A 19,750-nucleotide genomic window follows, 5' to 3' on the forward strand; every position below is an offset into this window, starting at 1 on the left:
TTACCATCGCGGTGTGGCGGATTCATGGGCCTCCAGTGATCAGGCTCGTCGCGCGATGACGGCCAATCGCTCGAAGGACACAGGCCCCGAAAGGGCCGTGAGGTCGCTCCTGCATCAACGCGGTCTGCGCTATCGAACTCATCTTCGTCCGGTCTCCAGTATCCGCAGGACGGCGGACATCGTGTTCACACGGTGGCGAGTCGCCGTCTTCATTGATGGCTGTTTCTGGCACGGGTGTCCGGAGCACTTTGTGATGCCTCGAGCGAATGCCGACTACTGGCAACCGAAGATCGCGCGAAATCGAGAACGCGACGTGAACACTGATGAACTGTTGCGGGCCGCCGGCTGGACAGTCTTGAGATTCTGGGAGCACCAGGAGCCGGAGAGGGTTGCCACAGCGATTGAGGGGGCTGTCCGCGCGGCGCGGGTCAGCGGCTGAGGAAGACCGCCTCGTCCGCGTGAGCGGGCAGCGCGACCGCGCGGCCCGCGAGCTCGAGGGTCTGCGCGTCGCGCACCACGACGTCCGCGCCGACCGTGATCCCGCCGTCGTCGAGGAGCCGCAGGAGCGAGGGATCCCGGTCGCTCACGCGCACGACCCGCCCGCGGTGGCCGGGGTCCGCCTCCCGCAGCCGCACGTAGGGAACGCGTTCGACACGGCCCGCGGCATCCGGGATCGCGTCGCCGTGCGGGTCGAAGCGCGGACGCCCGAGGCGCGCGTCGATCCCCTCGAGGAGGCGGTCGCTGATGGCGTGCTCGAGGATCTCGGCCTCGTTGTGCACCTCGTCCCACGCGTAGCCGAACTCGCGCACGAGCCACGTCTCGATGAGGCGATGCCGCCGCGTGATCGCGGCCGCGCGCTCGCCACCGGCATCCGTCAACGCGATCGGCCCGTACGGGCGGTGGGAGACGAGGTCCATCGCGGCGAGCTTGCGCACCATCTCCGTGACGCTGGACGGCGCGAGACCCAGCTCCGCCGCCAGCTGCGACGGTGTGATGGGCGCGTCCTGCCACTCGGTGTGGTGATAGATCGTCTTCAGGTAGTCGTCGATCGCGGGCGAGGGGGCCACCCCGACAGGCTACCCGCCGGTGATGAGCAGTCCGAGCAGCACCCCGTTCAGCGCGATGAGGAAGACGGATGCCGCGATCCCCGCGACCGTCGTGATCACGCGGTTGCGGAACGGTCCCAGCACCGCGCGCTGCGCGGTGAGACGCACGAGGGGGATGAGCGCGAACGGGATCCCGAACGACAGCACGACCTGGCTCAGCACGAGCGCGAGCGTGGGGTCGACGCCGAGCGCGAGGATCGCGAGCGCGGGGACGAGCGTGACGAGCCGCCGCGCGAGCATCGGCACGCGCACGTGGAGCAGCCCGTGCATGATCTCGGCGCCCGCGTACGCGCCGACCGAGGTGCTCGCGAGGCCGCTCGCGAGCAGGCCCACTGCGAAGAGGGTCGCGACGACCGGGCCGATCCCGTCGCGGAGGGCGGCGTACGCGCCCTCGAGCGTCTCGGTGCCGGCCACGCCCTGGAGGTTCGCGGCCGCGAGCAGGAGGATGCAGAGGTTCACGGTGCCAGCGATCGCCATCGCGATCGTGACGTCCCAGCGGGTCGCGCGCAGCAGACGCGCGGTGCCGATGCCGCGCCCTGCCTCCAGATCCTCGTGCGGGAGGTGCGGCGCGAACCGATCCCGGGCGAGCGCGCTGTGCGCGTAGATCGCGTGGGGCATGATCGTCGCGCCGAGGATCGAGGCGGCCAGCAGCACCGAGTCGGTGCCCTGGAAGCGGGGGACGAGACCGCCGAGGACGCCGCCCGGGTCGGGCGGGGCTACGAACACGCCGACCGTGAAGCCGACCGCGATGACGACGACGAGCGCGATGACGACGGACTCGAACGTGCGCGGCCCGCGCTTCGACTGCAGCATCAGGACGCCGACCGAGACGAGGCCCGTGATGACTCCGCCCCACACGAGCGGCAGCGCGAAGAGGAGGTTCAGCGCGACGGCGCCGCCGATCACCTCGGCGATGTCCGTCGCCATCGCGACGAGCTCGGCCTGCAGCCAATACGCGCGGCGAGCCCAGCGGTTCCGGATGCGGCGGCCGAGCGTCTCCGGCAGGCTCTGGCCGGTCACGATCCCGAGCTTCGCGGACAGGTACTGGATGAGCCACGCCATGACGTTCGCGAGCACGACGACCCACACGAGCAGGTAGCCGTAGCCGGCGCCCGCGGTCATGTTGCTGGCGACGTTGCCGGGGTCGAGGTACGCGACGCCCGCGACGAGCGCCGGCCCCACGAGCCACGCCACACGGGGTCCGGGTGCCGCCGCGCGCGCCGCGCTGCGCGCCACCACATCCCTGGTCATCCCTCGACCGTACCCCCTTTTTCGGCACACCGAAAACCCGCCCCCCGACGCCGAAACCCCGGCTGCCCGACGCCGAGAACGCGCTTGTGTCACGAAATGGACCCCATTTCGTGACACAAGCGCGTTCTCGCGGGGAGGTGGCACGGGGAGGTGGCACGGGGAGGTGGCCGGGGGTGGCGGGCGGCGCGGGGCCGTAGCGTGGGGGGATGGATGTCGCGGGGGAAGCCGGATGACGGGGGTGCCGCCGTGGGCGGGCCCGCTCCCGGACGATCCGCGCTACGACCCCGAGTTGCTTGCGGAGGGCGACGCGCGCAACGTCGTCGACCGGTACCGCTACTGGACGATGGACGCGATCGTCGCTGACCTCGACGCGCGGCGGCATCCGTTTCACGTCGCGATCGAGAACTGGCAGCACGACCTCAACATCGGCTCGATCGTGCGCAGCGCCAACGCGTTCCTCGCCGCGAAGGTGCACATCGTCGGCCGGCGGCGCTGGAACAAGCGGGGTGCGATGGTGACCGACCGCTACCAGCACGTGCGCTACCACGAGGACGTGCCGGCGCTGGCCCGGTGGGCCGCCGAGCACGCACTGCCGATCGTCGCCGTCGACAACGTCGCCGGCTCCGTCCCGCTCCCGGCGGCCGAGCTGCCCGAGCGCTGCGTCCTCCTGTTCGGGCAGGAGGGTCCCGGGCTGTCCGAGGAGGCGCTCGCCGCGGCATCCGGTGCCGTGGAGATCGCCCAGTACGGCTCGACGCGCTCGATCAATGCCGCCGCGGCGGCCGCGGTCGTGATGTACGAATGGTGCCGCCGCTGGGCCTGAGGGGTCAGGCGGGGCGGTGCAGCCAGGCGCTGCCGCGGATGCGCCAGCCGAGCGTCGCGATGCGGGCGAGCATGTACACGCCGAAGAACGCGACCGAGAGCCCCGCGAGACCTGCGGCGCCGGCGGGATGCAGGAGCGCGAGCACGAGCAGACACGGCACGAACGGCACGAGGTTCAGGCCGCCCGTGATCGCGAGGTAGCGGCCGTCGTTCGCGCCGATGAGCACGCCGTCGAGCACGAACACCACGCCGCACAGCGGCTGCGCGACCGCGAGCACGAGGAGCGCGGGCTGGATCATCGCGGCGAGAGCCGCGTCGCCCGTGAACAGCAGCCCGATGACCCCGGAGAGCCCGCCGACGACGACCCCCACGATCGCGCCGAACCACGCGCCCCAGGCGATCATGCGGCGCAGCACGTGGCGCGCGGTCTCGAGGTCCGCCGCGCCGATGCTCTTCCCCACGAGGGCCTGCGCCGCGATCGAGAGCGCGTCGAGCGCGAACGCGGCGGTGGAGAAGATCGTGAACACGATCTGCCAGCCCGCGAGCTCCGGCGCTCCGAGCGTGGTCGCGACGGCGACCGTGGCGAGCAGGGCCGCGCGGAGGCTCACGGTGCGCAGGAACATCCATCCGCCCGATCGCGCGGAGCCGCCGAGCCCGGCCGCGCGCGGACCGACGGATGCCGCGTGCCGGCGCGCGAGACGCCCGACCACGATCGCGTACGCGGCCACCATGCCCCACTGGGCGACCACGGTGCCGGCGGCGGAGCCGGCGATGCCCCAGCCGAGCCCGTAGATGAAGGCGAGGTTGAGGAGCGCGTTCAGGCCGAAGCCGGTGCCGGCGATCCATAGCGGCGTGACCGTGTCCTGCATCCCGCGCAGGAGCCCGGTCGCGGCGAACACGAGCAGCATCGCGGGCAGGCCCCACATCGAGATCGCGAGGTACGTCTCGGCATCCCGCGCGACGTCCGGTCCGGCGCCGAAGAGCCCCACGACGAACGGGGTCGCGAGGAAGCCCGCGATCGCCAGGGCGAGCCCGAGCCCGAGGGCGAGCCACATCCCGTCGATGCCGGCCCGCACCGCGCCCGACGGATCGCCCGCGCCCACGCGGCGCGCCACCGACGGCGTGGTCGAGTAGGCGAGGAAGACCATGAGCCCGACGATCGTCTGGAGCACTGCGGAGGCGAGGCCGAGCGCGGCGAGGGGCACGACCCCGAGATGGCCGACGAGGGCGGCATCCACGATGAGGAACAGCGGCTCCGCGACGAGAGCACCGAGGGCGGGGACGGCGAGCCGGAGGATGTCGCGGCTCAGGGTGTCCGCACGCGTCACCCGGAAAGCCTACGGCGCGCACGCCCAGCGGTCCGCGCAGAGCGGGGTGGGGGTGCCCGATGCCTATTGTGGAGGAATGACCACACAGCTTCCTCCCGGTCTGGCGGTGGACGACTTCGACGACGAGGTCCGTCCGCAGGATGACCTGTACCTGCACGTCAACGGCAAATGGCTCGAGCGCACGGAGATCCCCGACGACAAGGCGCGCTGGGGCTCGTTCCACCTCCTCGCCGAGCAGGCGGAGAAGGACGTCCACGCGATCGTCGAGGAGTCGCAGGGTGCCGCGGAGGGCACCGAGGAGCGCAAGATCGGCGACCTCTACGCCAGCTTCACCGACACGGCCGTCGTCGCGGCGCTCGGGTCGGGTCCCCTCGCGCCGCAGCTGGCGACGGTCGACGCCGTCGAGTCGATCCCCGCGCTCCTGCGGACGATCGGCGAACTCGAGCGCGACGGCATCTCCGGCCTCATCGAGCTCTACGTCGAGCCCGACCCGGGCAACCCGCAGCGCTACGTCCCGTTCCTGATCCAGGGCGGCCTCTCGATGCCGGACGAGAGCTACTACCGGCTCGACACGTTCCACGAGACGCGGATCGCGCTGCGCGAGCACATCGAGCGCATCCTCGGGCTCGCCGGCATCCCGGATGCCGGGGCGAACGCCGACCGGATCGTCACGCTGGAGAGCGAGATCGCGGCCCACCACTGGGACAACGTGCGCAGCCGCGACGCCGTGCAGACCTACAACCTCCGCACGTGGGACGAGGTCTCGGCGCTCGCCGGCGTCGACCTGCAGCCCTGGCTGGAGGGTGTGGCCGCGGGTCGCGAGGCCGCGTTCGCCGAGGTCGTGGTCTACCAGCCGAGCTTCGTCGAGGGCCTGGGTGCGCTGCTCGTGCCCGAGCGGCTCGAGGACTGGAAGGCCTGGCTCCGGTTCAAGGTCGTGCACGCGGCCGCGGCTTTCCTGTCGGACGACTTCGTCGACGAGAACTTCTCGTTCTACGGCACGCAGCTCACGGGCGTGCCGGTCAACCGCGAGCGCTGGAAGCGCGGCGTCAGCCTCGTGGAGGCGGCGCTCGGCGAGGCCGTCGGGCGCGTGTACGTCGAGCGGCACTTCCCGCCGGCCGCGAAGCAGGCGATGGACGAGCTCGTCGGGAACCTCATCGCGGCCTACCGCGAGAGCATCTCGGAGCTCGAGTGGATGAGCCCGGAGACCCGCGAGCGCGCGCTCGCGAAGCTCGAGGCGTTCACGCCCAAGATCGGGTTCCCCGTGACCTGGCGCGACTACTCCGGCCTCGAGATCGACCGCGACGACCTCGTCGGCAACGTCCGGCGTGCGCACGTCCACGAGCACGACCGGCAGCTCGCCAAGATCGGCGGGCCGATCGACCGCGACGAGTGGCACATGACGCCGCAGACCGTGAACGCGTACTACAACCCGCTCATGAACGAGATCGTGTTTCCCGCGGCGATCCTGCAGTACCCGTTCTTCGACGCGGACCGTGACGCGGCCGCGAACTACGGCGGGATCGGCGCGGTCATCGGGCACGAGGTCGGCCACGGCTTCGACGACCAGGGCAGTCGCTTCGACGGCGACGGGACCCTCCGCGACTGGTGGACGGACGAGGACCGCGCCGCTTTCGAGGAGCGCACCGCGAGCCTCATCGCGCAGTACGCGGAGCTGACGCCTCGGGGTCTATCCGATGAACACAAGGTCAACGGCGCACTGACGATCGGTGAGAACATCGGCGACCTCGGCGGCCTCGGCATCGCGATCCGCGCGTACGAGCTGTCGCTCGCGGGCGGCGAGGACCCCGAGATCGGCGGTCTGACGGGCATCCAGCGGCTCTTGCTGAGCTGGGCGCAGATCTGGCAGCAGAAGGGCCGGGATGCCGAGACGATCCGCCTGCTGACGATCGACCCGCACTCGCCGAACGAGTTCCGCTGCAACCAGATCGTTCGCAACATCGACGCGTTCTATGATGCCTTCGGCGTCACACAGAACGACGCGTTGTGGCTGGATCCGGAGCAGCGCGTCAGCATCTGGTAGCGCCTCCTCCGTCCGACTCTCCGACGCGGAAGGAGCGTTGCCGATGGGCGCGCCCGCCGAGCTCCCGCGAGACCTGGTGCCGACGCGCGCGAGTCGGAGAGGGGGGCGGCGGATCGCGCCGCGGCCGGTCACGACGCGGACGTTCGCGTCGTCGCTGAGGGGGCTCGAGGCGCTCGCCGAGGCGGGCGCGCAGGTGTCGCTGCGGGTCGACGACCTCGACCGGCGCACCTCGATCCTCGCCGGCGACGACCACCTCGTGCTGCCGGTCGCGGGGCTCGGGGTCGTGCCGCTGCTGATCGAGGTGGCGGCGCGCTTCGAGGACGGATCCCTCGACCCGTTCGAGCGGGTCGATCGGCAGGCCGTCGCGAGCGTCCATACGGCGGGCACGTGGCAGCACCTCGCGACCTCGAGCCTCCCGCTCGTCGACCTCGCCGTTCTCGCGGCGTCGACGGGCGACACGCTCGCCGCCAACGCGCTGCTCGGCCGGGTCGGGCTCGACGGGGTCCGCGCGCGCATCGAGGGGCTCGGCCTGACGCGTACGGCGATCATGGACCACTTCCGCGACAGCCGCGGCCCAGACGACGCCCCGCATCCCGCGCTCGGGTCGGCGCGGGAGTACGCGACGCTGTTCTCGGTGCTCGTAGGGGCGCAGGCGGTGTCGGTGCGGGTGAGCGAGCGGATCGCCGGATGGCTCAGCCTCAATCATGACCTCGGCCTCGTGGGGGCCGCGACCGGTCTGGATCCGTTCGCGCACGCGTCGGATCCGAGCGGGCTGGTCCTCGTCAACAAGACGGGGCGCGAGCCGGGGGTGCGGGCCGAGGCGGGCGTGCTCGCCGGGCCCCGCGCCGGCCTGTCCTACGCGCTGATCGTCCGCTTCGACGAGCGGGTGATCACGCACGGCGTGCAGATCGACGAGTGCTTCCGCGCGCTCGGCGTCGACCTCATGGAGTACGTCTACTGAGACGCCCGCGCGGCTACCGCGGCAGCGACGGACGTTGCTCGCGCGGGTCGCGGGCGCGCGGGACGAACAGGGCGAGCACGAGGGCCACGGTCGCCGCGATTGCGCCGAGGCCGAACGAGAGCTCGAACGCGGCGGGCGTCGGGATCTGCTGCGTGCCGACGGTGAACGACATGCTCGCGAGGATCGCGGCCACGACGGCCGCCGCCGTGCTCGATCCGACCTGCCGGAACAGCGTGTTGAGGCCGTTCGAGGCGCCCGTCTCGCTCTGCGGGACCGAGCGCATGATGAGCATCGGCATCGACGCGTAGCCGAACCCGATGCCGACGCCGATCATGATGTTGGTGACGAGCAGGTGCCACACCTCGGAGTGGAACAGGAGCACGAAGAGGTAGGCGACGATGAGCGCTGTCGATCCCAGCACGAGCAGCAGCCGGGGGCCGAACGTGCGCGCGAGCCGCCCCGAGAACGGCGAGAGCACCATCATCACGAGCCCCGCCGGCATCACGATGAGGCTCGCGTGCAGCAGCGAGAGGCCGAAGCCGACGCTGAGCCCGGCCTGCAGCTCGAGCATCTGCGGGATGAGGACGTTTGAGGAGAACAGTGCGAACCCGAGCGCGACCGAGGCGAGGTTCGTCAGCAGCACGGGCCGGCGCGCCGCGATCCGCAGGTCGAGCAGCGCGTGCGGGGTCCGCAGCTCGTACCAGCCCCACACCAGCAGGACGACCACGCCGCCGAGGCCGCAGGCGAGGGTCGCGGGCGATCCCCAGCCCCACTCGCTCCCGCGCGAGACCGCGAGCAGGATGCCGACGAGGCCGGCGGCGAGGCCCACGACACCGAGGTAGTCGAACCGGCCGGCGGTGCGCAGGACGCTGACCGGGATGATCCACAGGACGAGCACGAACATGATCGCCCCGAGCGCCCCCGCGAGCCAGAACAGCGCGTGCCAATCCAGGTTCTCCGTGACGAACGCGCTGATCGGCAGCCCGATCGCGGAGCCCACGCCGAGCGTGGCGCTGATGAGGGCGATCGCGGGCTCGACGCGGTCGGTGTGCAGCACGTCGCGGAGGATCGAGATGCCCAGGGGGATGACGCCGACCGCGGCTCCCTGCAGGACGCGGCCCACGATGATCCCGATGACCCCGGCGGAGAGCGCAGCGATGATCGAGCCGACGATGAGCGCCGCCAGCAGCGCCAGGACGATGCGCCGCTTGCCGTACATGTCGCCGAGCCGGCCGGCGATCGGGGTCACCACGGCGGCGGACAGGAGCGTGGCGGTGACGACCCAGGCGGTGTCGTCCCGGGTCGCGTTCAGGAGCTCGGGAAGTTTCGCCTGGATCGGCACGACGAGCGTGAACATGAACGACGCGGACACGCCGGCGAGGGCCAGAACCGCGATGATCGCGTTCTGCGACGGCATCCTGCTGAGTCGTCTCCGCGCAGCATCCGTCACGTCCTCCACCCTACCCGCGGCGGATCGGAGGCCGGCTCCGGAAGACCTCCCGCGTCGCCGTCGGGGGCGGGCGCGCGCTCACGGCAAGCGCATAGGCGCGCTGCGGATACCCTATGTACTATGCCGATGTCTGTGCGGGGGGACGGATGATACGTCCGCGATACGCCCTGCGCGCCTCGTTCGCGGTCGTCGCCGTCGCCGCGGCCGCTGTTCTGCTCGCCGGCTGCAACGGCCTGCCGGCGCCCGCGCCGTCGGCGACGGCCCTCCCCGAGGGCATCCGCGCCACGCTCGTCGCGACCGATCAGAACGAGCTCGCGATGACGATCAGCAACACGACGGATGAGCCGGTCGACGTCTCGCGCGTCCGGCTGCGGGCGCCGGCGCTCGGCAGCATCCTCGTCGGCTCCACGATCACCGAGGTTCCCGCGCACGCGACGCGTCAGGTGCGCGTGCCGGTGGCGCACCTCGACTGCCAGGCTGCGACGACGTCCGTCCCGACCGCGACGGTCCAGTTCGCGTGGGGCGCGGCATCCGGTGTCGCCGCCATCACGCTGAACGGCGCGCAGGGAGCGGTGCAGACGCTCGTCTCGGCGCAGTGCCCCTCGTCCGCGGCCGGCTGAACGGCTCCGACTAGACTCATCAGGGCCGCGCCCGCGGCCGCTCGACGCATCCGACCGTGGGAGCCGCCGTGGCCGAACAGTCCCGTCTGGACAAAGTCATCGCCCTCGCCCGCCATCGCGGGTTCGTCTTCCAGGCGGGCGAGATCTACGGCGGATCCCGCTCGGCGTGGGACTACGGCCCGCTCGGGACGGAGCTGAAGGAGAACATCCGCCGCGAGTGGTGGCAGACGTTCGTCCGCGGCCGCGGGGACATGGTCGGCCTCGACTCGTCCGTCGTGCTCCCGAAGCGCGTGTGGGAGGCGTCCGGTCACGTCGCGACGTTCACGGACCCGCTCGTGGAGTGCCTCAGCTGCCACCGCCGGTTCCGCGCCGACACGCTCGTCGAGGACTTCGAGGCGCGCAAGGGGCGCGCGCCGGAGAACGGGCTCGCCGACGTCCCGTGCCCGAACTGCGGCACGAAGGGGCAGTACACCGAGCCGAAGGCGTTCTCCGGCCTCATGAAGACCTACCTCGGCGTCGTCGACGACGAGTCCGGCCTGCACTTCCTGCGCCCCGAAACCGCGCAGGGCATCTTCGTCAACTTCGGGAACGTGCTCACCGCGTCGCGCCGCAAGCCGCCGTTCGGTGTCGGCCAGATCGGCAAGTCGTTCCGCAACGAGATCACGCCCGGCAACTTCATCTTCCGCACGCGCGAGTTCGAGCAGATGGAGATCGAATACTTCGTCCCGCCGGCGGATGCCCAGGAGTGGTTCGAGCACTGGGTCGAGGAGTGCTGGAACTGGTTCATCGACCTCGGGATCGACCCCGCCCACATGCGGCGCTTCGAGGTCCCGGACGACGAGCGCGCGCACTACTCCGACGGCACGATCGACATCGAATACGAGTTCGGGTTCCCGGGGAAGGCGTGGGGCGAGCTCATGGGCATCGCCAACCGCACCGACTACGACCTGAAGAGCCACTCCGAGGCATCCGGTCAGAAGCTCCACTACTTCGATCAGGCCTCCGGATCGACGTACGTGCCGTACGTGATCGAGCCCTCGTTCGGCCTCACCCGGTCGATGATGGCGTTCCTCATCGACGCGTACGAGGAAGAGGAGGTGCCGAACGCGAAGGGCGGCACCGACGTCCGGACCGTCCTGCACCTCGACCCGCGCCTCGCGCCCGTCAAGATCGCGGTGCTGCCGCTGTCGCGCAACGAGAACCTGTCGCCGCTGGCCCGCGAGGTCGCGGACACCCTCCGCGGCCGCTGGAACGTCGACTTCGACGATGCCGGCGCGATCGGTCGCCGCTACCGCCGCCAGGACGAGATCGGCACGCCATTCTGCGTCACGGTCGACTTCGACTCCCTCGAGGACCGCGCCGTCACCGTGCGCGACCGCGACTCGATGGCCCAGGAGCGTGTCCCCCTGGACGCGCTGACCTCGTACCTCGCCGAGCGCCTCCGCGGCGCCTGACCCCGGCTCCGCGGCGCCTGACCCCGGGGCGCGTCAGGCCGCGCCGCCCCTCGCCACCCCTCGCCGAGAACGCGCTTGTGTCACGAAAACGGGACGTTTTCGTGACACAAGCGCGTTCTCAGGGGGAGGTGGACCGGGGGAGGGTGTGGAGGAGCTGCCGGGTCTCGGCGGGATCCGTGTGATGGTGCGCACGCCAGCCGACCGCGCGCGCGGCGCGGCAGTTCTCCGCACTGTCGTCGATCAGTAGCGTCGGGCCGGGGAGGAGCGACGCGGCGTGCGCGAAGATCCGCGGATCGGGCTTCGCGAGCGCCACCTCGTGGGAGCGGACGACCGCCTGGAAGACATCCGCGTAGCCCCGGAGCAGGCGGGCGCGATGCGGCTCCCATTCGCGCACGCTGTTGGTCAGGAGGCCGACGCCGATACCGCGGCGGCGCAGGCCCGCCAGCACGTCCAGCAGCGCCGCGTCCACCGGCCGGTCGCGGTACCAGTGCCGGTCCCATTCGCGCAGGTCGATCGCCGGCCGCACGCCGAGCGCCTCCTCCACGCGGGCGCCCCAGGCTGCCTGACTCAGCACGCCGAGTTCGAGCGGCTGCATGCCGTGCAGGCCCTCGGCAGCCGCGACCTCGTCGATGGCGCGCCAGATGCGATCCCAAGGAACGCCGGCAGCGCGCGCGACCTCCGCCGCCGCGTCGGCGATCGGGGGCGTGAGCACGCCGCCGAAGTCGCACCATACGGATGCGACGCTCACGGGCTCAGTCATCGATCCGTGTTCCATCGGGCCGGAACCGGTGCAGTGCCCGCCCCGGCACGAACCCCCGGATGGCGTCGCCGGGCCGTAGCCAGGGTTCGCCATCGTGCTGCACGAGCGTGAACACCTCTCCGTCGGCCGCGCGGCAGACCACCTCCTGCCCGGAGCCCGTGAACTCGCAGACGTCGACGACGCCGGCGATCAGCAGCCCCGGCGGTTCGGGAACGCCCCCCGAATCGACGATCCGGGCGTCCTGCGGACGCCACCCGAGGCTCCCGCCGTCCGCCGTCGGGAACAGGTTCATCGCGGGGGAGCCGACGAACCCGGCCACGAAGCGCGTCCTCGGGGTGCGATATACCTCCGTGGGGTGGCCGGCCTGCACGACCCGCCCCCTCTCCATCACGACGAGCTCGGTGGCCATCGACATCGCCTCCTGCTGATCGTGCGTGACGAGCACGAGCGTCGCGCCGAGATCCCGGTGCAGCCGGAGAATCTCGGCGCGTGCGCTGGCGCGCAGCGCGACGTCGAGTGCGGAAAGCGGCTCGTCGAGCAGAAGGAGGGACGGGCGTCGCACGACGGCGCGCGCCAGGGCGACCCGCTGCCGCTGACCGCCGCTGAGCTGGTGCGGGCGACGCGACAGGAGGGTCCCGAGCCCGAAGAGCTCGGCCATCCGCTCCACCTCGGTCGCGATGTACCGCGTGTCCGGGCCGTTCCGGCGATCGTGCCGGCGTTGCAGGCGGAGGCCGAACGAGATGTTCTGAGCCACCGACATGTGCGGAAACAGCGCGTAGTCCTGGAACACCATGGCGACGTCGCGCGTGCCGAGCGGCGCGGCGGTGAGGTCACTGCCGTCGGCGAGGAGCCGCCCGCCGTCCGGCTGCTCGAGGCCCGCGAGCAGCCGCAGCAGCGTCGACTTCCCGCAGCCGGACGGGCCGACGATCGCGGTGAGCGAGCCGCCGGGGATCGTCAGGTCTATCGCATCGATCGCCGTCGTCGCACCGAAGGTGCGGGTGACGCCCTCGAGCGAGAGGGCGGCGCCGCGGACCGGGGTGAGGAGGCCGGCGGCGGGTGATGAGGTCATGAGCGGGTCCCGGGGGTCATGTGCGGAGTCCTGAGTGGAGGAAGGCGTCGGTCACGCGACGCGACGCGAGGACGTAGACGGCGACGATGGGGAGGCTGGTGAGGGTGGCGGCCGCCATCAGCGCTCCGTAGTCGGTGCCGCCTTCGGTGCGGAACTGTGCGAGGCCGATCTGGACTGTCGCGTGCTCGGGCCGAGGGGCGATGAGCAGCGGCCAGAGGTACTCGTTCCAGGTCGTGATGAACACGAGGATCCCGACCGCCACGAGTGCGGGCCGCAAGGCCGGGAGCACGATGTGCCAGAGGACCTCCGCGGGCCGGGCGGCTTCCATCCGAGCCGCCTCGACCTGGGTGCCCGGTATCGCGGCGATGTGTTGCACGAGCAGCAGCACGGCGAGCGCGGCCGCACCCAGCTGCGGAACGATGAGGCCCGCGGGCGAGTTGAGCCACCCGAGCCGGGTGGTGAGGAGGAACTGCGGGATGACGATCGCCTGAGGGGGGATCGCCAGTGCGACCGTCGACGCGACGAGGATGACAGGGCGCAGGCGCGGCGAGAGCAGGACGATCGCATACGCGGCCAGCACCGCGATCGCGAGCTGACCCGCGGCGACGCCGGCCGACATGACGAAGCTGTTCCAGACCAGAGTCGGCAGGGGCCAGCTCGCCAGCACGGCGGCGTAGTTCTCCAGGGTCGGCGGAGCGGGCACCGGGCTCGGCGAGAAGACGTCCCCGGGCGTCTTGAACGAGGTGATGACCGCCCAGAGCACGGGGAAGGACATCAGCAGGCAGCATCCGGCGAGGATCAGGTGCCACGAGATCCGTCGCGCTCGGGCGAGGAGGCGGGACTCAGGCCGCACGTGCGGATCTCCTTCGGATGAGGTGCCAGACGCCGGCGACCACGGCGAACGCGACGAGGACCATCACGGCGGCCGCGGATGCGCCTCCGACGTCGAAGAACGAGAAGCCCAGCGTGTAGATCCGGTAGTAGACGCTGTCGGTCGTCCCGTCGGGGTTGCCCTGCGTCAGCACGGAGATGTTCGCGAACGTCCACTGCCCGGCGAGGACGAGATTCAGGAGCGCCAGCACCACTGTCGTGCGAGCGACGTGCGGGAGGACGACGAACCGCGCGACCTCACCGCCCGTCGCCCCTGCGAGCCGGGCAGCCTCGACGACCCGCCGATCGATGGCGGCGAGGGAGGCGCCGTACAGAAGCATGTTGAACGCGACGACCTTCGCCGCCGTAATGACCGCGATCACCGGAAGCGCCGTCGATGGATCGCCGAGCCAGTTGATCGCGGGCACCCCGACCACGCCGAGCAGCTCGTTCACCAGTCCCTGCAGCGGGTTGAGCAGGAATCGCCACGACAGCGCGATGGCGACGGGCGCCAGCACGACCGGAAGGAACAGGATCGCCCGGTAGGCATCCGCCGCGCGCCCGGGTCGGAGCCACAGCATGACGGCGAGAAGCAGCGGGACCACGGTGGAGAACGGAAGGAGAAGCAGGGCGTAGAGGACGGTCTGCCAGACGGAGCGGATGAACTCCGGGTGACGCAAGAGATCGACGTAGTTGTTCCCGCCGACGAAGCCGGCCGGCGGGGTGGTCAGGTTCCAATCGAGGAAGGACAGGACGACGCTCGCCACCGCGGGGCCGTACACCCACACCGCCAGGACGAGCAGCAGCGGGGTGAGGTACGGCCATCCGCGGGTGCGGGCGCTCATGGTGCCGTCAACTCCCGGATGCGCGCGGCGACGTCCGTCAGGGTCTGGCGCGGATCGGCGCCGCGTAGGACGATCGGCTCGACCGCGTTGTCCTGCAGCAGGACGACGGCCTGGTTGGCCTTCGACCCGGGGAAGAAGCGGTACGGGGAGACGTCGGCGAGCTGCTTCATGGCGGGCAGCAGCAGGTGGTTGGCGGCGAAGTAGTCCTTCAGATAGGCGGGGTCGTCTGCGAGGCCGGCGCGCAGCGGAAGGTAGCCGATCTGCTTCGTGACGATCGTGTTCCCTTCAGCGCTCGTCAGGAACTTCACGAGCTGCCAGGCGGCCGCCTGCTTGACCGGATCGTCGCTGAGCACGATGAGCCCCGCTCCCGAGAACGTCGGCTTCGCCGTCCCCGCGCCGAAACTCGGGAACGCGCTCGAGCGCAGGTCGAACTTCGCCGCCTTCTGCAGGCTGCCGGCGACGGCGGTGCTCACGACCAGCATCCCGAGGTTCCCCGAGGAGAACGCCGCCACGGCGTCCTCGACCCCGACGGCCGGCTGGAGGCCGGCGGTCGTGAGCGCCTGGACCGCGGTGAGCCCGCGTACCGCTGCGTCCGAGGCGACGGTGACGTCTCCGGAGTCGGAGACGACCGCCCCGCCGGCGCTGTCGATCACGGACTGCGTGAGGTAGTCGGATTTTCCGGAGTCGACGATGCCGAAGTACGCGCCCTGGTGACCGGCCTGGACGATGGCCTGCGCATCCTGCCGGACCGCGTCGATCGTCGTGGGGGGCGCATCGGGGTCCAGGCCCGCCGCGCGGAAGAGGTCGGCGTTGTAGAACAGGGTGGGCACCGAGATGGTGTACGGCAGGGCGGCGATCGATCCCTTGTTCTCGCCCGTCTGCACGAGCGACGGGTTGATCCCGTCGACGTGGGCGGCCCATTCACCGCCCGCGATGTCCTGAAGCGACCTCACCGGCAGGGTCTGGAACGCCTCGGCGAGCTTGCTGTAGCCGATCTGGACCACGTCCGGGGCGTTGCCCGCCGCGACATCCGTCTTGGCCTTCGTCAGCACGTCCGCGGTGGGGACGGACTGCGGCTGGACCGTGATGTTGGGGTGCTCGGCGGCGAAGGCGTCGAGGAGCGCCTGCGTGCCCGCGCCCGCCGCGCCGGGGGTGCCGTAGTTGTAAGAGCTGAAGGTGATCGTGACGGGCTGGTCGGAGGCCAGCGAGGTGGAGGGACCGGCGCTGGAGCACGCCGAGAGGGCGCCCATCGCGACGGCGACGATGCCGGCGAGCATCGTGCGGGAGCGGTTCATGCGTGGACCTTTCGGGGGAGGGAGACGGGATGCGGGATTCCCGGTCGCGCGGTCGCGACCGGGCCGTCGAAGACCGTGGCCGCGCGGTCGCGGTGCCAGCGATGCTCGACGGGATCGGGTGAGGAGAAGTGGGTGAGGACGAGGTCCGTGACGCCGGCATCGACGGCGGCGCGCGCCGCGTCGAGCGAGCTCAGATGCCCGTGCCCGCTGCGGTCGGTCTCACGGAGAGTGCTCTCGGCCAGCAGCGTGCCGGCGCCCTCGGCGAGGCCGACCAGCGCATCGGTCACCCCCGTGTCGCCGGTGTAGACGAAGGCCTCGCCACCGGCTTCGAGCCGGATGCCGCAGTTCGGGGCGGTGTGCGCCAGCAGGGCCGTGGTCGCCTCGATGTCACCGATCCGCATCCGCTCGCCCGGCTCGTATTCGCGGCAGTCGAACCCGAGGTCGAAGGCCCGGTCGAGCAGGGGGTGGGTCGTCACCGGGTACAGTCCCGCGAGCGCGCGGAGGGTCGCGAGCGCACCCCGGGGCACATAGAGCGGCACCGGCGGCACGCTCTCGTCCAGCACCAGCGGGCCGTCCGGCTCGGGTCGGCGGAGCCGATCCGCCAGCACGGTCTTGCCGATCACCAGGAGATCCAGGATGTGATCGGTGTGCTCGTGAGTGATGTAGACGGCGCTGAGGCGGGCGCCGGGCAGCGCGGACAGGTGTGCAGCGATGCCGGGGCCCGCGTCGAGGAGAACGCGCGTCTCGCCCTCCTCGACGACGTAGCCCGAGCTGGCCAATCCGGCGGCGGGCATGCCCGCGAGACAGCCGAGGGGGATCAGTCGCATGTGCCCATGCTCAGCCGGCGAGCTCGGCCGGATCAACGAGAGGTCGCCTGTCGATCGATAGGCGCAGCCGATCGACGAAAGCCGGCACTATCGCTGCTCGCGCCGCAGCCGGGCAAGCCCGCGGAGCTCGTCGAGAGAAGTGTTCACCAAGGGTTCATCCCCGTCTGCGCGCCAGACCGCGTGGATCGCGACGGACGGCTCGGGGGCGAGGCGCAGCATCCGCATCCCCTGTCCGGCGCTCTGCTCTCCACGGGGGAGGGAGCTGAAGCCGATGGTGTCGGTCGTCTCGAGCTCGAGGAGGTAACCGGACAGGTCCGTCGTGCTGGGTCGCGGGCGTATCCGGACCCCGGCGTGGAGAGCCGCGTCGACGAGTGCGTCCTCGATGCGGCTCGTCGCCCCGGCGTGCGTCGTGATGTAGCGGAGGGCGGGGAGATCGCGAAGCGGGATCGAGCCGGCAGCGGCGAGCGGATGGCTCGCTCGAACGACCGCGACCACCGGGACGTCGAGGAGGTGCTCGCTGCCGAGGTCGGCACGGTCGATGGGGCCGTACGCGAGCCCGAGGTCGAGTTCACCGCGTTCCAGCTCGCGAATCTGGTCCGTGGACGACAGCTCGCGCGGGACGATCGTCACGTCCGGAACGACCGCGGCCATCCGCTCGAGAAGGGGCAAGAGCAGCATCCGGCTCGCGGGGTAGTTCGCGGCCATGCGCAGCGCGCCGCGCCGACCCGCGCCGGCGGCGCGGACGAGCTGCACGACGCGCTCACGGCGGGCGAGGAGCTCTCGCGCCTCCGTGAGCAGGACGCCCCCGGCGGGGGTGAGCCGGACCGATCGCGACGACCGATGCAGCAGGACGGTTCCGAGCTCCGACTCGAGGCGTCGGATCTGTTCGCTGACGGATGCCTGCGCGATGAACAGCCGACGCGCAGCCCGGCCGAAGTGCAGTTCCTCCGCGGTGGCGCAGAAGACCTCGAGCTGGCGGAAGTCCATGTCCCCATGCAAGCCCGCCAACGTTAACGTCTGGCGCGGTCCACCCCACCCCCCCGCGAGAACGCGCCTATGTCACAGACACGCCGCAAGAACATGACACAAGCGCGTTCTCGCGTGGAGGGGGACTGGGGAGGGGGCAGGGGATGACGGCGGGATGACAGAGGTCCGGGGGACGTGACAGCGGCGTGACAGTGCTCGGGGCGCATCGTGGGTGTCGGCGAAAGGCAGACAACCATGACGCAATCCACTTATGCCGTCGAGGCCGAAGGGCTCGTGAAGTCGTTCGGTGCGAACCGGGCCGTCGACGGGGTCGACCTCGTGGTCGGCGCGGGCACGGTATACGGCGTGCTCGGGCCGAACGGCGCGGGCAAGACCACCACCATCAGCATGCTGACGACGCTCCTGCGTCCGGATGCCGGCACCGGCCGGATCTTCGGACACGACGTCGTCCGCGAGCCGCAGATCGTGCGACAGCTCATCGGGCTGACCGGGCAGTTCGCCTCGGTCGACGAGAAGCTGTCCGCGACCGAGAACCTCATGATCTTCGCGCGCCTGCTCGGGCTCTCCCGCGCCGACGCGAAGAAGCGCTCGACCGACCTCCTGGAGGAGTTCGCGCTGGCGGATGCCGCGACCCGGCCGCTCGAGAAGTTCTCCGGCGGCATGCGCCGCCGGCTCGACCTCGCGGCATCCCTGATCGCGCAGCCGCCTCTCATCTTCCTCGACGAGCCGACCACGGGCCTGGACCCGCGCACGCGCGGGCAGATGTGGGACACGATCCGCCGGCTCGTCTCGAGCGGCTCCACGGTCGTCCTCACGACGCAGTACCTCGACGAGGCGGACCAGCTCGCCGACCGCATCGCCGTCATCGACCGCGGCAAGGTCGTCGCGGAGGGGACGGCGCTCGAGCTGAAGGCATCGGTCGGGCAGGCCTCGCTCATCCTGCGGCTCCACGACAACGCGGACGTGCCGCTCGCCCGCGAGGTGATCGCGCGCGAGCTCGGCGTCGAGGCGGTCGTCTCGCCGGAGGCCGCGCGCCTCACCGCCCCGATGAGCGACCCCGACCGGGTCACCGACCTGCTGATCGCGTTCCGCGCCGAGGGCCTGCACCTCGCCGAGTTCAGCGTCCAGCAGCCCACGCTCGACGAGGTCTTCCTCGCCATCACGGGCGAGGGCGTCCCCGCGGGCGACGCCGCGGCCCACGAGAACCCCGCAGCCACCTCATCCCTGGAAGGAGCGACGGCATGACCGCGATCGCCACCCCCACCCTCACCGGCCCCGGCGGCCGGCCCCTCCGCAACCACGCCGGTATCGGGCAGACGCTGGCGAACACGTTCACGATGGCGGGCCGCGGCCTGCTCAAGATCCGCCGCACGCCGGAGCAGCTCATCGACGTGACGCTGCAGCCGATCCTGTTCACGCTGATGTTCACGTTCCTGTTCGGCGGCGCGATCGCCGGCAGCATCCAGGACTACCTGCCGACGATCATCCCGGGCATCCTCGTCCAGACCGTCATCACGGCGTCCGTCGTGACGGGCGTGCAGCTGCGGGAGGACATGGACAAGGGCGTGTTCGACCGGTTCCGGTCCCTCCCCATCGCGCGGATCGCGCCGCTGTCCGGGGCGCTGCTGGCGGATGTCGTCCGCTATGCGATCGCGACGACCCTGACGTTCGCGATGGGCTTCATCCTCGGGCTGCGCGCGGGCGGCGGCGCGGGCGGCGTGATCGCCGCGGCCGTCCTCGTGATCGTGTGCGCGTGGGCGCTCAGCTGGATCTTCGCCTACTTCGGCGTGGTCGCGCGCTCCGCATCCTCCGTGCAAGGCATCTCGTTCCTCGTCCTGTTCCCGCTCACGTTCCTGTCCAACGCGTTCGTGAACCCGAGCACGATGCCGGACTGGCTCGCGTGGTTCGCGAACGTCAACCCGGTGTCGCACCTCATCACCGCGGTGCGCGACCTCGTGAACAACGGCGCCGTGACCGGCGATCTCTGGCTCGCGCTCCTCGGGGCGGCGGTCGTGGTCGCGATCTTCGCCCCGCTGACCGTGCGCGCCTACATGCGGAAGGCCTGAG

Annotated in this window: 19 protein-coding genes; 8 read left to right on the plus strand and 11 right to left on the minus strand. The window is 71.2% G+C overall.

Features of this window, described 5'->3' with window-relative positions; all coding sequences use genetic code 11:
- Nucleotides 1-13 precede the first annotated feature (13 nt).
- On the plus strand, nucleotides 14-439 hold the full coding sequence (locus tag ABCS02_RS13560) for a very short patch repair endonuclease (protein WP_345836170.1): 426 nt from the start codon (nucleotides 14-16) through the stop codon (nucleotides 437-439).
- Here the strand turns inward: ABCS02_RS13560 and ABCS02_RS13565 are convergent.
- Both ABCS02_RS13565 and ABCS02_RS13570 read right to left on the minus strand, forming a co-directional pair.
- Complete coding sequence (locus ABCS02_RS13565) at nucleotides 429-1,067, minus strand: metal-dependent transcriptional regulator (protein WP_345836171.1); 639 nt, start codon at nucleotides 1,065-1,067, stop codon at nucleotides 429-431. The two genes, ABCS02_RS13560 and ABCS02_RS13565, sit on opposite strands and share 11 nt — an antisense overlap.
- A gap of 9 nt (nucleotides 1,068-1,076) precedes the next feature.
- Nucleotides 1,077-2,357: an Nramp family divalent metal transporter gene (locus ABCS02_RS13570; RefSeq protein WP_345836172.1), complete on the minus strand. Its 1,281-nt coding sequence runs from the start codon at nucleotides 2,355-2,357 to the stop codon at nucleotides 1,077-1,079.
- Between the two features lie 229 nt (nucleotides 2,358-2,586).
- Between ABCS02_RS13570 and ABCS02_RS13575 the strand changes: the two genes are divergently transcribed.
- Nucleotides 2,587-3,177 carry a TrmH family RNA methyltransferase gene (locus ABCS02_RS13575; RefSeq protein WP_345836173.1) on the plus strand — a complete coding sequence of 197 codons (591 nt, stop codon included), beginning with the start codon at nucleotides 2,587-2,589 and terminating at the stop codon, nucleotides 3,175-3,177.
- A gap of 4 nt (nucleotides 3,178-3,181) precedes the next feature.
- Here ABCS02_RS13575 and ABCS02_RS13580 read toward each other — a convergent pair whose 3' ends face one another.
- Nucleotides 3,182-4,504: an MATE family efflux transporter gene (locus ABCS02_RS13580; RefSeq protein ID WP_345836174.1), complete on the minus strand. Its 1,323-nt coding sequence runs from the start codon at nucleotides 4,502-4,504 to the stop codon at nucleotides 3,182-3,184.
- A gap of 76 nt (nucleotides 4,505-4,580) precedes the next feature.
- Here ABCS02_RS13580 and ABCS02_RS13585 point away from each other — a divergent pair, with 76 nt between their 5' ends.
- On the plus strand, nucleotides 4,581-6,545 hold the full coding sequence (locus ABCS02_RS13585; protein ID WP_345836175.1) for a M13-type metalloendopeptidase: 1,965 nt from the start codon (nucleotides 4,581-4,583) through the stop codon (nucleotides 6,543-6,545).
- Nucleotides 6,546-6,588: 43 nt separating this feature from the next.
- On the plus strand, nucleotides 6,589-7,506 hold the full coding sequence (locus ABCS02_RS13590; RefSeq protein WP_345836176.1) for a serine hydrolase: 918 nt from the start codon (nucleotides 6,589-6,591) through the stop codon (nucleotides 7,504-7,506).
- 13 nt (nucleotides 7,507-7,519) lie between these two features.
- Here ABCS02_RS13590 and ABCS02_RS13595 read toward each other — a convergent pair whose 3' ends face one another.
- Nucleotides 7,520-8,923, minus strand: coding sequence for an MFS transporter (locus tag ABCS02_RS13595; RefSeq protein ID WP_345836338.1), 1,404 nt, complete (start codon nucleotides 8,921-8,923; stop codon nucleotides 7,520-7,522).
- A gap of 179 nt (nucleotides 8,924-9,102) precedes the next feature.
- Between ABCS02_RS13595 and ABCS02_RS13600 the strand changes: the two genes are divergently transcribed.
- Nucleotides 9,103-9,576 carry a hypothetical protein gene (locus ABCS02_RS13600; protein ID WP_345836177.1) on the plus strand — a complete coding sequence of 158 codons (474 nt, stop codon included), beginning with the start codon at nucleotides 9,103-9,105 and terminating at the stop codon, nucleotides 9,574-9,576.
- Nucleotides 9,577-9,644: 68 nt separating this feature from the next.
- Complete coding sequence (locus ABCS02_RS13605) at nucleotides 9,645-11,030, plus strand: glycine--tRNA ligase (protein WP_345836178.1); 1,386 nt, start codon at nucleotides 9,645-9,647, stop codon at nucleotides 11,028-11,030.
- Nucleotides 11,031-11,148: 118 nt separating this feature from the next.
- On the opposite strand, the gene ABCS02_RS13610 is transcribed toward ABCS02_RS13605, so the two are convergent.
- From ABCS02_RS13610 to ABCS02_RS13640, 7 genes are all read right to left on the minus strand, one after another.
- Nucleotides 11,149-11,778, minus strand: coding sequence for an HAD family phosphatase (locus ABCS02_RS13610; protein ID WP_345836179.1), 630 nt, complete (start codon nucleotides 11,776-11,778; stop codon nucleotides 11,149-11,151).
- A 4-nt stretch (nucleotides 11,779-11,782) separates the two neighbouring features.
- The gene (locus tag ABCS02_RS13615) at nucleotides 11,783-12,859 is read right to left on the minus strand and encodes an ABC transporter ATP-binding protein (protein WP_345836180.1); all 1,077 of its coding nucleotides are present in this window, start codon (nucleotides 12,857-12,859) and stop codon (nucleotides 11,783-11,785) included.
- 16 nt (nucleotides 12,860-12,875) lie between these two features.
- On the minus strand, nucleotides 12,876-13,712 hold the full coding sequence (locus ABCS02_RS13620; RefSeq protein ID WP_345836181.1) for a carbohydrate ABC transporter permease: 837 nt from the start codon (nucleotides 13,710-13,712) through the stop codon (nucleotides 12,876-12,878).
- Complete coding sequence (locus ABCS02_RS13625; protein WP_345836182.1) at nucleotides 13,702-14,574, minus strand: sugar ABC transporter permease; 873 nt, start codon at nucleotides 14,572-14,574, stop codon at nucleotides 13,702-13,704. The genes ABCS02_RS13620 and ABCS02_RS13625 overlap by 11 nt, the downstream gene beginning before the upstream one ends.
- Complete coding sequence (locus tag ABCS02_RS13630) at nucleotides 14,571-15,869, minus strand: ABC transporter substrate-binding protein (RefSeq protein WP_345836183.1); 1,299 nt, start codon at nucleotides 15,867-15,869, stop codon at nucleotides 14,571-14,573. Before ABCS02_RS13630 ends, ABCS02_RS13625 begins: the two co-directional genes overlap by 4 nt.
- Nucleotides 15,866-16,696, minus strand: coding sequence for an MBL fold metallo-hydrolase (locus tag ABCS02_RS13635; RefSeq protein WP_345836184.1), 831 nt, complete (start codon nucleotides 16,694-16,696; stop codon nucleotides 15,866-15,868). The genes ABCS02_RS13630 and ABCS02_RS13635 overlap by 4 nt, the downstream gene beginning before the upstream one ends.
- 87 nt (nucleotides 16,697-16,783) lie before the next feature.
- Nucleotides 16,784-17,683, minus strand: a complete 900-nt coding sequence (locus ABCS02_RS13640) for a LysR family transcriptional regulator (RefSeq protein ID WP_345836185.1) — start codon at nucleotides 17,681-17,683, stop codon at nucleotides 16,784-16,786.
- Nucleotides 17,684-17,917: 234 nt separating this feature from the next.
- Here ABCS02_RS13640 and ABCS02_RS13645 point away from each other — a divergent pair, with 234 nt between their 5' ends.
- Both ABCS02_RS13645 and ABCS02_RS13650 read left to right on the plus strand, forming a co-directional pair.
- Nucleotides 17,918-18,928, plus strand: coding sequence for an ATP-binding cassette domain-containing protein (locus tag ABCS02_RS13645; protein WP_345836186.1), 1,011 nt, complete (start codon nucleotides 17,918-17,920; stop codon nucleotides 18,926-18,928).
- The gene (locus tag ABCS02_RS13650) at nucleotides 18,925-19,749 is read left to right on the plus strand and encodes an ABC transporter permease (protein ID WP_345836187.1); all 825 of its coding nucleotides are present in this window, start codon (nucleotides 18,925-18,927) and stop codon (nucleotides 19,747-19,749) included. The genes ABCS02_RS13645 and ABCS02_RS13650 overlap by 4 nt, the downstream gene beginning before the upstream one ends.
- Nucleotide 19,750 lies beyond the last annotated feature (1 nt).

The sequence above is a fragment of the Microbacterium sp. X-17 genome, from assembly GCF_039615055.1.